The organism is Draconibacterium mangrovi (genome assembly GCF_010586825.1).
Classification (GTDB): Bacteria; Bacteroidota; Bacteroidia; order Bacteroidales; family Prolixibacteraceae; genus Draconibacterium; species Draconibacterium mangrovi.
The window spans coordinates 24,166-36,966 of sequence record NZ_JAAAGB010000008.1; the positions used below are offsets into that span (position 1 = coordinate 24,166).

Consider the following 12,801-nt stretch of genomic DNA (forward strand, 5'->3'; position numbering starts at 1 on the left):
CTTGAGTTAACGCGGGGTTAAGCTTTAATATTATACACCATCAGCACATCGCCATGGCGCATATACAGCTTACCATTTGCAATAAACGGATGCGCCCAGTGTGGTCCGGCTCCCTCGGTAATTTTAAACTGGCTTATTACTTCAAAACCGTCAGGATCAGGTTTTACAAGGCCAACATTTCCACGTTCGTTGTAGCAGAATAAAAGTCCATCGGCCATAACAATTGCGCCTTTTGTGTCCCAATCGGCTACGTATTTAATCTCACCAGTGTCCCAGTTCATGCAAATCCAGCGTCCGCGTTTGTTGTCGAACCAGTTCGAGCCATACAAATATCCATCGTGAAGAATCACTCCATGATGATGATTATCAAAAGTATGGTCAACAAATTTTTCGCTAACTGAAGTTCCTGTTGAATCCATTTCAAGCATAACAGCCGGGTAATCGTAACCCATCGTAAGGAAAATAGTATTGTCTTTAAAAACAGGCGTATTCGTCCAAATCAATCCATTCTGATCCCACTTATCAGAATTCCAATACCTGTAACTCCAGGCTATCTCGCCAGTTTCGGGAACAATTGCCATAAGATCGGTGCCGATTACCGCCAGAATATAACGGAAGCCATTCCACTCGTAAATAGTTGCCGACGCATACGCTCTCGGGCCTCCAAGCGACTTGGTTTGCCAAACTTTCTCGCCAGTCATTTTATTTAACGCCACAACGCTGGTTTCTTTTCCTCCGGGCGAAACAATTACTTTATCGTCGTAAATCAGAACGGTTTCAGAATTTCCCCAAATATGGTATTCTCCATGAAAATATTCGTCAACGTTAACTTCCCAAATGATTTCCCCGTTTTCTTTGTTGATACATGAAACCTGTCCGGTTCCACTTTGAACATAAATCCGACTATCCTCAACAACCGGTGTACTACGTGTGTCGGGAAACGATTTATTCCATGAACGCCCGTAAGGTACCTGCCATTTAAACGAACCATCAGGATTTATCGCAGTAAGGTAATCGAGCGTATCAATCATTCCCGTAATGTAAATCATATCACCTTCGGGAATTGCAGACGAATATCCTTTTCCTATTTTCTCCACCTGCATCAACAATTCAGGGCCATCCTCGGGCCATTCTTTTAGCAGACCAGTTTCGGGGAAATGCCCGTCGCGGTTTGGGCCGCGCCATTGGGTAACCTGTGCGCTTATTGAAAAAGCAAATGCGGTAATCAAAAGTGTTAGTGCAATCTTCATGTTTTTTTATTTATGGTTTTTATTTGTTCAAAAATGAATTATAATCGAGTTTTTCAAAGGTCTTTTCGCGGTACCGAGTGCCTATCGGGAACTCTTTATCGCCAATGGCAACCATAACCGGACTAAAGCTGGTTATCCGGCTAACAGCAATTAAAAACGAGCGGTGCACCCGGATAAAGCCCTTATCGGGCAAAGCTTTTTCGAGTGCTGCCATCGTGCAGCGGCTGTTAATTTCCCGGTCGGGCGTATGCAACTTCAGGTAATCGCCAAAACTTTCGACATAAAGGATTTCGGTAACCGGAATTTTGTGAATCACATTTTTCTCGCGCAGATAAATGTATTCCGAATCGCCGTTGTGTTTATGTAGCGAAACCTCTTCAATCAACAAATTTTGCTGTGTATATTTTTCCACTGCCTGCAAAAAGCGCTCGAACGAAATGGGTTTCAACAGGTAGTCCAGCACATTCAGATCGTAGCTTTCAATGGCATATTCGCGGTAAGCAGTTGTAAAAACAATGGCCGGCGGTTTTTTCAGGGTTTTCACCAGGTCAGTCCCTTTCATTTCCGGCATATTGATATCAAGAAAAACCAGGTCTACCTTGTGCGACTTTAAGAAATCGAAAGCCTCAATGGCATCGGCACAGGTTCCAACAATTTCCAACGAATCCAGCTTTTGGATATGCGACTTTAACACTTCAATCGCAAGCGGTTCGTCATCAACTATTATGCACCTTGTTTTATTCATTTGCCCAGCACACTTTTAGGTTAATCTCAAATTTAGTATCCTGCTTATCGATCGTAAGTTTATGCGATTTTGGATAAAGCAGTTCCAAACGCCGACGTACATTTTTCAACCCAATTCCTTCATTCAGCTTCTCTTCCTTTTCGTTCTCAGGATGGATTGAATTTGTCACCTGCAACGTCAGGCATTTTTCGTCAATCTCTATATCGATGTCTACCTTTGGGTTTTTACGGTCTTTGCTGGCACCATGTTTAAATGCATTTTCAATAAATGGCAATAATATCAGCGGCGCAATCCGGTGATGATCAACAGCTCCTTCGATGTTGTATTTCAGATCGAGGCGATTATTGTAACGCATGCTTTCCAGCTCCACATAGCTTTCAATAATCTTAATTTCTTCTTTTAACGGCACAAAATCGTCGTTGCTTTTGTAGATCATATAATCGAGCAAACCCGACAATTTTAGCACAATATCGGGTGTTTTTTCCGATTTGATCAAGGTAAGCGCATAAAGGTTATTTAGTGTATTAAAAAGAAAATGCGGATGAACCTGCGACTTCAGAAAATTCAGTTCGGCGGCCAGCTTTTCTTCGGCCAGCTTTTTATTTTTTTGCTCGTCGATGTACCACTTTTTAAATACGATTATTGATGCGGCCAAAAGCGGAATTCCATAATTGGAAATAACTTTATTGAAGATTTTTGGCACATAAAAAAGTGGCAGTTTTGAATAATCAAACATTTCGGGATACAAGTTTGGTATCTTGTACGAAATGTAGATCAGAAATCCGAAAAGCGGTGCATGAATCAGGGTTAGAACGCCAAAAGTTACAAATTTTTTCTTCTCAATGGCATACGGTAAAATACCGTATATAAGCGTATATGTTCCTATAATTCGGGCCGGCAATAAGGTTAAACCGATAAAAAATTCCTGACGATAATGCTCAAGATAACCGCCGTAGGTAAGCCAGTAGCCAATAAAAACAACCACCCAAAACAAGAGGTGCCACAAAAAACGGTAGCGAAAAAATATTGGTAGTTGGTTTTCGTTCATGATTTTTTCTCAAATATACTTTTTGAGCTATTGGCCATCAAAAACATACGACAAATAAAGGCTAAAAAAGGATGTTTACTTTGCAAACATCCTTTTTCAGTTCCTCCATCTATTTTATTTTGTAGGCAATTAGTACGTCGCCATGGCGAACAAACAAACGGCCGTTGTTAATTACCGGGTGTGCCCAATGTTGTGCAGCTCCCAGTTCAACCTTTGTTTGGCTTACAATATTAAAACTTTCGGGTGTAGCTTCAACCAGGGCCAGTTCGCCACGTTCGCTGTAACAATACAACATGCCGTCGGCATAAATGGTAACACCTTTTGCAATGTCTTTCGATGCATATTTTTCCTCGCCTGTTTCCCAGTTCACACAGCGCCATTCGCGCCCTTTGTCGCCCGATCCGTACATGTAACCATCAACCACAACCATTCCTCCCATGCGGCTGTCGAGTTCCGGTTTTTCCCACTGTTTTGTTACGCTGCTGCCATCGTCGCTAAGATCGAGTTTTACACCACCTTTACCATAGCCACTAAAGCAAAACAAATCGCCGTTGTAAAAAAGCGGTGTATTCGGATGAACGCTCCACTGGTTTTTATGCGGGTAATCCCACAACAACTGCCCGGTTTTAGCATCAACACCAATAATATGATCGGCAGTGTGTGTAACGATAAGTTTCCGTGCCGTAAGATTTATCAGAAGAGGAGTACAATAGGCTGAGAGTTCTCCTTTTCCGGCTGATGTCCAGATCAGGTCGCCGGTAAAACGGTTTAAGGCCACCATATTATTTTTCTTTCCACCCGGAGTTAAATACAAAACGTCGCCATCGATAAGAACGGTTTCGGTAACTCCCCAGCGAATATTTTCACCATCGAAATCTGTAAATGCGTTTTTTGTCCATTTTTTAGCCCCCGAATTGGCATCCATACAAACCAAATCGCCATACCCGGTATACATATACATTAAGTCGCCTGCAACCACAACCGACGAACGCGTTCCGGGATAACTTTCCGTAAATTCTTTTCCGTAAGAAATCTTCTTAAGCTCCTTACCGTTTTGCGAGAAAATGAAAATAAAACCTTCGCCATCGATCATCGTCGACAGGTAAATTTTATCGTTGGCAAAAACCGGCGACGAATGTCCTTCGCCCAAACCCTCAGCGGTCCATAATATTTCAGGACCATCGGCCGGCCACTCCTTTAACAGACCGGTTTCCGGGTAAACGCCATTATTTTCGCCCCGCCAAACCGTAGGTTCCTGGGCAAATAAAATTGTTACTGAAAAAAGCAGTACCGAAGCAAGAAATAAGCATTTTCTAATCATGACTTTATCGTTAAGTTTTGCTCCTAAAAATAGAACCAAAACCCCACATTAGCAACGCTTACCAGCAATTTATCAGCTATCTAAATAGTAAGATATGTTTAGAATTGGTTTAGAAATTATTAACAAATAAGAAGTAGCGAACAGAAATTAAAACATATGTGTGAATTGCTTAAACGACAGGAATTGAATTGTCTGAATTAGCTATTTTTGGGAATAAGTAACAATTTGATACAATTTTGGTTTCTGATAAATCCTACCCGCAAGACCCCCTGTAATCCCCCAAAGGAGGATAATTCCTCCCCTTTGGGAAGGCTAGGTGGGGTGAATAAGATCTACTTATAGAACAGAACTCAAAAAAAAAGGCAGATCGATAATCAACCTGCCTTTCCTATATTCTTTTAGCTTCTTATTCGCTTATTACTTTCGCACGGCGTTTACGCTCATGCTCATCGAGGTAAATTTTACGGATACGCATAAAATTAGGTGTAATCTCGATGTACTCATCATTACGGATGTATTCCATTGCTTCTTCCAGCGAAAATTTAATCGCCGGTGCAATGGCTGTTTTATCATCGGAACCTGATGCACGCATGTTGCTCAACTTCTTGGTTCTGATAATATTTATAGTCAGGTCATCTAATCGGGTATTTTCGCCAATTACCTGTCCGGCGTAAACCTCCTCGCCCGGATTTACAAAGAAACGCCCGCGATCCTGCATTTTATCAATCGAATAGGCAATAGCTGTTCCTGTTTCAAGCGAAATAAGTGCACCGTTTCGTTTTACGCCCAGCTCTCCTTTCCATGGTTCGTAACCTTTCAAACGGTGAGCCATAATGGCTTCTCCTTCGGTAGCTGTAAGCATTTGGTTACGTAAACCGATCAAACCACGCGCCGGAATATGAAACTCCAAGTGCGCACGCTCGTCTTTTACTTCAATATTTGCAATATCACCTTTACGGGCAGTTACCAGTTCAATTACTTTTCCTGAAAATTCTTCCGGAACCTGAACGGTTAATGCTTCAATCGGCTCGCATTTTTTGCCGTCAATTTCTTTTATAATTACCTGTGGCTGTCCTACCTGAATTTCGTAACCTTCGCGACGCATAGTTTCAATCAGAATCGACAAGTGAAGAATTCCACGGCCATAAACCAGGAACGAATCGGCCGAATTGGTTTCTTCAACACGCAATGCCAGGTTCTTTTCTGTTTCTTTAAACAAACGGTCGCGCACCTGGCGCGAAGTTACAAACTTACCATCGCGTCCGAAAAATGGTGAATTGTTCGACACAAACAACATGCTCATGGTTGGCTCATCTACCTGAATCGGAGTCAATCCTTCCGGTTCTTCAGCGTCGGCAATGGTATCGCCAATATCAAAACCTTCCAGTCCGAGTACGGCACAAATTTCGCCACACGGTACCGGAGCTTGTGTTTTTTCTTTTCCCAGTCCTTCAAACAAATAGCACTCTTTAGCCGCTGTTTTTAGAATGCTTCCATCGCGTTTTACCAACGACACTCTCGAGCCCGGAATCAATTCGCCACGTGTAACTTTCCCTACCGCAATACGGCCGGTGTACGACGAATAATCAAGCGAGGTAATACGCATTTGTACGGTACCTTCTTTGTGTTTTGTTGGCGGAATATGTTCCAGAATCTGATCGAGCAGATAAACCACATCTTCAGTTGGTGTTTGCCAGTCGGGTCCCATCCAGCCGCCTTTTGCCGATCCGTAAACGGTTGGAAAATCCAACTGATCTTCAGTAGCATCAAGGCTAAACATCAGGTCGAAAACTTTCTCCTGTGCGATTTCGGGCGTACAGTTTTCCTTATCAACTTTATTTACCACCACAATTGGTTTTAATCCCAACTCGATGGCTTTTTGCAAAACAAAACGGGTTTGCGGCATTGGGCCTTCAAAAGCATCAACAATTAGCAAAACCCCGTCGGCCATATTCAATACGCGCTCCACCTCGCCACCAAAGTCGCTGTGCCCCGGTGTATCGATGATGTTAATTTTGGTGTCTTTGTAGCGTACCGAAACGTTTTTCGAAAGAATGGTAATTCCACGTTCACGTTCCAGGTCGTTGTTATCCAGAAAAAGTTCCTGAACCTCCTGGTTCTCACGGAACAACTTTACCTGGTGAAGTATTCGGTCAACCAACGTAGTTTTTCCGTGGTCGACGTGTGCAATAATTGCAATGTTTCTGATTTCTGTCATTTTACTTTTTTCTAATCCAACTAACCAACACCGAAAGGCTTTATTTGTTTTCAATCAATTATTTATGTCATGGAAAACCAGACTCCGGAATCGGCGCGCAAATGTAAGAAAGTTTTACTGACGACAGATAAAACCCTGATTAAATGAGCCAAATTAATATATCATTTAATAAAGGCAGTGAATATTAAGCCTGATCTGTTGAATTACTTGCATTTAAAAGGAGCGCTGCTTGCAACTCAATACTGCATTTTTTACAGAAAAGATGCTTTTTCTGATCAATATCTTCCACATAATTGCCCGGTCTCATTACGCAAACCGGAACATGACAGTGTATCAATCCAAAAGTATGCCCCAGTTCATGGATTATTACTTTTCGAAATCGTTCGAATAATAAGCGGTCATTCCCCTTCATTCCGTAATTCTCGTTTCGTAAACGAAAAACCGATGCCACGCCTGCATTTCCCCTGTAATGTGCCTGCCCAAATATAAACGTAAGAATAGGAATATAAAGATCAACCTTGAAGATTCCCATGGTTTTGAAACCTTCGCTTGCGTACTCCGAATCAACCAGCTGTAGCAAACGGTTGGCATCGTATTGTTTCCGTGTGGGATCAAAATAAGAAGCGATATCATGCAGAAACTGCTCAACCAAAACCGGCATTCCGAAAATCACCTGCACATCTTTTGCTAAAGCTTCAAGAAAATTTTTCTCGAAACTGCCATGCGAAACCAGCGTAATTCCTTTTGTTTCCAACGTGTAGGTGTAATTAATTGAAAAGCTTAAGTTATTTATGCTTTAACTTATGCTTTTTGATCTTGTTGTATAGTGTCACCCGATCAATCTGCAATGCACGCGCTGAACGGCTGATATTCCAATCGTACTTATTCAGTGTTTGTAAAATGTACTTCTTCTCCAGTTCGTTCAGACTGTCATTCGAGTTGCTGATCACATCTTTTTCCAGCGGAAGATCCTTCAACCGTATTTCTTTCCCGTTTCCAACGACAATAGCCCGTTCAATCATATTTTCCAGTTCGCGCACGTTTCCCGGGAAGTTATACTCTTCCAGGCGACGCAAGGCCGCCGGGTTGATCGTAAGGACATCCCGGCTCATTAAAGTGCAGTATTTTTTTATGAAGTAGTCAACCAGCATTGGGATATCTTCCTTTCTGTCGCGGAGAGGCGAAATAGCAATGTTCACCACATTTAAACGATAGTAGAGATCTTCCCTGAATGCCCCCTCTGCCACCATCTTTTTTAAATCTTTATTGGTGGCACAAATAATTCTGAAATCGGATTTAATCTCTTTGTTTCCTCCAACACGAGTAAAACTTTTCGTTTCGATCACCCGAAGCAATTCAATTTGCATTTTCATCGAAATGGTTGCGATTTCATCCAGAAAGATCGTTCCGCCATCCGCCATCTCAAACCGTCCTTTCCGGTTAAACATGGCACCTGTAAACGCACCTTTTTCGTGCCCGAACAACTCACTTTCAAGCAGATCCTCAGACAAGGCACCACAGTGCACCGTCACCAACGGGAAAAACTTACGCGGTGAATTGGAGTGTATGGCTCGTGCTATCAGCTCCTTTCCGGTGCCACTTTCACCAGTTATAATTACAGAGGAAGCGGTTATGGCAACATTCTCCACTTCCTTCAGCACCCTCATCATACTATCGCTGTTTCCAACAATATCCTCGATATTTTCAAGTGTCACTATTTTATTTTTCAGGGCTTCGTTTTCATTTTTCAGCGTGATCTGCCTGGCCGCATTTCGAATTAAGTGTGAAAGATCATCAGGATCGAAAGGTTTGGTGATATAATCAAATGCCCCGTCTTTAAGGGCCTGCACTGCTGTTTCAACCGAAGCAAAAGCGGTCATTATAATTACGATTGCAGCGCTGTTAAAAGCTTTAATTCTTCGGTGCATTTCCAGTCCGTCCATCCCCGGCATTTTAATGTCGGCAAGAATAATATCGAAGTTTCTGGCCTCGACTTTTGCAAGCGCCTCCTTGGCATTTGCCGCACAATCTACATCATAACCATCTTCAATAAACCAGTTATATAACGAATCCCGAACTGATTCCTCATCATCAACAATAAGCATTGAAATTGTTGTTTTCATATTTCGTTTTTTTCATTTTTTACCAGTTTGAATAATACCGACATTGTAGTTCCTTTACCGGATTCGGAAACAACCTCTACCTTTCCCTGGTGACTTTGCACAATTCCGTGCACAATAGCCAGCCCAAGCCCCATTCCACTTGCCCGTTGTTTGGCAGAATAAAACGGCTGAAAGATTCTTGAAATATCCTCTGCAGCTATTCCAACTCCATTATCGGAGATATTCACTTTTATATGATCCGCATCCGGATTGGAAGTGCTGATTAATATCTCCCCGTTAACGGTTATGGCCTCCATTGCATTTACCAAAAGCGCTACGCAAACTTGTTTAACCTGATTATCGTTACAAAAAACCAAGTCATCGTTAGCATCAAACTCGGTATAAAAATGGATTCCAGCCATATGCATCTGGTGGGCCATCAGATTATATGTTTCTTTCAGAATACGATGCAGCTGGCAATTCTGGAAATTCTCCTGGTCTTTTCTGGAGAAATCGAGAAGGCCTTTTACAATATCGCCACAACGTTTCGATTCGCTTTCGATAACCTTTAAGTAGCGCAACATCGAATCCTTTGTTTTTTCGGGCAGCTCAATTTTTGCCAATTGTTTGGCCACTAATTTGCTGTAGGTTAGAATCCCTGAAAGTGGATTATTAATTTCATGTGCAACGGAAGAAGAAAGCTTACCGAGCGATGTAATACGTTCAATGTGGATCAGTTCGTTCTGAATTTCGGCCAGTTCTTCCGATTTCTTCTGTACTTTATATTCCAACTGATGCGACCAGTTTTCCAATTCGCGGTTGGCTGCATCCAGATTATCAAGCATGTTGTTAAAGGCCAGTGCCACTGAGCGTATATCATCCAATAAATATGGTTTTATCTCTAAACGCCGGCTGCGGTCGCCTTTCGAAACTGCTTCGCTGGCAGTAATAATATCGCTTAACGGTTTCCTGATCTTATTGCGCGTAAAAAAAATCAATAATGAAAAGACCAGGATAGTGATAACAATAGCAAGTATAAAATATTCGGTTGATGATTTTGCAACAGCGGCATCGAGCTCAGTCAGCGGCACTTTTATGATCAGTGAACCCAGCACTTCCTCGTCGCGGCTGTGTGCATGGCAAGCGCTTACATAACACGATTGTTCATTCAGAATGGGAGTCCGCAGCAGCAACTGGCGATGGCCCTTATCGCTCTGGTTCATACTGCAGGCGCTTTTGTAATCAATTATCCGGTAAGTTTTTTGCCTTGAAGGGAACATCACCTCAAAATCATCATGACAGCTCAAACAGTCCGGATTGCTATGTACTGCAGAATCAGGGGTAAACAAAGAATACACCACATCTCCCTGGCTGTTGTACATGTTCACTTCGTCAATCCCCGGCATGGCATTAATAATGTCGAGGGTACTTTGCAGCGCGCTTTTATCGTTTTGTAACATGGAATAATACAAAGAGCCCTCAATTACAGACCCCATATTATCACTCCGCTGCCGAATTACGGTATTCAAATATTCTTCGTAAACCGATCTAAAAATTAAGCTGTAAGCCACAAAAAGAAAAATGGATAAAATAGCAATTATAGATACTACGCGCGCATAAATAGAGGAACGGAAGCTAAAATAATGATTAAGAATTTGAAGAAAAGACTTTCTTCTTTCGGAAAATGGTCTATTCACATTATGTGAAGCATCGGTTTTCATTGTAGTTGGTCGATCTTTAGCAGTTTTGATGTGAAAAGTTACAAAAAAGAACGAAAGAACTATTGAACATTAGTAATTAATCACACTTCATATTCCGAAAACTGCATTTGAAAATCATCCCAAACAAAGGCATCCAGGCAGCTAACAGACTCACCTGCAATAGACAACTTCACTGGACAACCTTTTCGTTATGAACAACTATTTAGTAATCAAACTAGTAAATATCTGAATTATCAATGAACCGAATCTGGAACTCTTCCCACACATGAGGTTCGAAATCGTGCAAAACATGATCCGGTAAATCACCACCTTCCTGCAATACCAATTGACCTTCCAACTCTTTTTGCTGACAAATCTCAATAATGAAATCTTTGAAACGTGTTAATTCCTTGCTAATCCAGGTGCGGTACTGTTCCGCCATTTTCAAAAATGCTATTTCGCGTATCCAGTTCGTTGGCTCCATTTCATACAACCATCCCCAGTTATAGGGAGAATTGTTGGCTAGTGAAGGAAAATCCATCAGATCTTCATTCGTTTGAATGATGCGCCCTGACACGGGAGCATAAATATTAATCTTTTTCCCTTCGTGAACCAGGGTTGCAATGATCTCATTTCGCCGAACCACTTCATTTGGACTCTTAACCACCAACCCGGTATAATTACCGGTAACATGTTGCAGAAAATCGTCGATGCCAATTTTTACTACCCCATCTTTTTCCATAAAAGCCCAGGTATGTTTCTTGTCGTAGAAAAGACCTTCAGGTGTCTTGATTGACTCAGGTCGAAGTAAACTGTTGTTTTCTGTATTGTCGTACAATAGTTTGTGCGATTTTCTGTGCAAGTTCCAAACCATTAGTAAAACAACAACAGCCAACACTACAAATACCAATATTAGGATTCTTGTAGCAACAGCATTATTCGATGAAGCTTCTCCCATTGTTAAACGAACCACAGGATTCAGTTTCCCTAAGCTCGACTGTTTTTCGTAATAGGCCAGATCGGTATATCCGCTTTCCTCTACAGCCGATTGACCTAACGTAAATGTCCAGTTCAAAAAATCAATAACAGACTGATTCTTTGGCTGCTCCGTAGCTAAAGCATAAATATTACAAATTAGCGACCTTGGATATTTCCCGATCCAAATCGAACGCTCAAACTGGTCAAGTGAACCGTAAATATTTTCATTAGAATCGATCTTACCATTGTCGTTCCTATCAAGCGGTAAAGGAGAAATATTGGCGGCAAACTCATTATTCTCCACATCTGTGAGTGTTACCAGTTTGCAAAACCCAATGGAATAAATATCATTTCTAATCATCTGGATAAAATCGTTACCGGAATTCATTGTATTCATCGCTGAAGGTTCCAAACCAAGAAACTTTGCAACAAGCAACTCCACCTCTGATTCATTTTCCAAAACTACTGTCAGCCGGTGATTAATGCCATCGCCCAACACGTCTCCCCACCCGGGATTTTTGTTGCTTACCAGCCCGGCAAGTGCCTCTATGGAAATGCCTGCTGATTTGAGATTTTCGAAATAAGGATTTGAGGTATTTACAACAGGAACGATAACTTCCCTGCCAAGAGTAATGTGCCACAAAGATGTAGCTACTGTTTCAATATCGGGACTTCTTTTCACAATGCCGATGGTGTTCTCACCTGCTACTTCAGTATTAATTTTATCAATACTGATATTATTGAGCTCAAATTTTTGATCGGGATTTATTTTGATGTAGTTGCTGATCCATATTTCAGCCATATTCTCCATATCAGGAGTGACGCAAATTTTAATGGGCTCCTTCTCTGATGCCAACTGCGTGGCATTCTCACTGCTCCAAACAAGTAAACTCATCAATAGGAGCATACTAAATAAAAATCTTGTTTTCATAGTTGTATTGATTTAAATATTACAGAACTAAGGTGTTTCTCACTATCTCCTATTTACTGAAACACTCCGAATAGCACAATCCAACTATGATACCAAACCTAAAAACCCACACAATCAACTGATTTAATGCCTATTACACAAACATCTGTATTGATTTTAAACATAACGAACTGTTGAATATATTTACACTTTTAATGAACATCATCATTTAGCACTGATATTCAATAGTTTATAATAGTGTTTAATTTTTCAACAGGTGTAAGTATTTTAAACAGTTTAATGTGGCTTATGTCTGGAAACCCGACCAAAGACACCATTTCGCCATAAACTTTTTTGAAATACCAGCGAAGAGATAAATAATAATTTACTTTTCCAATTAATCACGACAGACACAATACACTCAAAATCAGCCCCGGTATTGAATACCACAAACAATTGTTTCATTTTTTTACCTTAGCCGTGTTATGAAACCGGTACTTAAACGTAATTCATAAAAGCAAGAACCCGC

9 protein-coding genes are annotated in these 12,801 nt (G+C 41.3%); all 9 read right to left on the reverse strand.

What is annotated here, in order from left to right; translation table 11 throughout:
• Positions 1–17: 17 nt before the first annotated feature.
• Positions 18–1,250, reverse strand: coding sequence for an outer membrane protein assembly factor BamB family protein (locus G4420_RS17800; RefSeq protein ID WP_163325298.1), 1,233 nt, complete (start codon positions 1,248–1,250; stop codon positions 18–20).
• A 19-nt stretch (positions 1,251–1,269) separates the two neighbouring features.
• Positions 1,270–1,995, reverse strand: a complete 726-nt coding sequence (locus tag G4420_RS17805) for a LytR/AlgR family response regulator transcription factor (RefSeq protein ID WP_163325299.1) — start codon at positions 1,993–1,995, stop codon at positions 1,270–1,272.
• Positions 1,988–3,043 (reverse strand): sensor histidine kinase, encoded by a 1,056-nt coding sequence (locus G4420_RS17810; RefSeq protein ID WP_163325300.1) that lies wholly within the window; start codon positions 3,041–3,043, stop codon positions 1,988–1,990. Before G4420_RS17810 ends, G4420_RS17805 begins: the two co-directional genes overlap by 8 nt.
• 109 nt (positions 3,044–3,152) lie before the next feature.
• Positions 3,153–4,364: an outer membrane protein assembly factor BamB family protein gene (locus tag G4420_RS17815; protein ID WP_163325301.1), complete on the reverse strand. Its 1,212-nt coding sequence runs from the start codon at positions 4,362–4,364 to the stop codon at positions 3,153–3,155.
• Positions 4,365–4,770: 406 nt separating this feature from the next.
• Positions 4,771–6,582, reverse strand: a complete 1,812-nt coding sequence (typA, locus tag G4420_RS17820; RefSeq protein WP_163325302.1) for a translational GTPase TypA — start codon at positions 6,580–6,582, stop codon at positions 4,771–4,773.
• Between the two features lie 184 nt (positions 6,583–6,766).
• Positions 6,767–7,336, reverse strand: a complete 570-nt coding sequence (locus tag G4420_RS17825; protein WP_163325303.1) for an archaemetzincin family Zn-dependent metalloprotease — start codon at positions 7,334–7,336, stop codon at positions 6,767–6,769.
• A gap of 31 nt (positions 7,337–7,367) precedes the next feature.
• Positions 7,368–8,705, reverse strand: a complete 1,338-nt coding sequence (locus tag G4420_RS17830; RefSeq protein ID WP_163325304.1) for a sigma-54-dependent transcriptional regulator — start codon at positions 8,703–8,705, stop codon at positions 7,368–7,370.
• The gene (locus G4420_RS17835; protein ID WP_163325305.1) at positions 8,702–10,255 is read right to left on the reverse strand and encodes a sensor histidine kinase; all 1,554 of its coding nucleotides are present in this window, start codon (positions 10,253–10,255) and stop codon (positions 8,702–8,704) included. The genes G4420_RS17830 and G4420_RS17835 overlap by 4 nt, the downstream gene beginning before the upstream one ends.
• Positions 10,256–10,619: 364 nt before the next feature.
• The gene (locus G4420_RS17840; RefSeq protein WP_163325306.1) at positions 10,620–12,293 is read right to left on the reverse strand and encodes a hypothetical protein; all 1,674 of its coding nucleotides are present in this window, start codon (positions 12,291–12,293) and stop codon (positions 10,620–10,622) included.
• Positions 12,294–12,801: the final 508 nt, after the last annotated feature.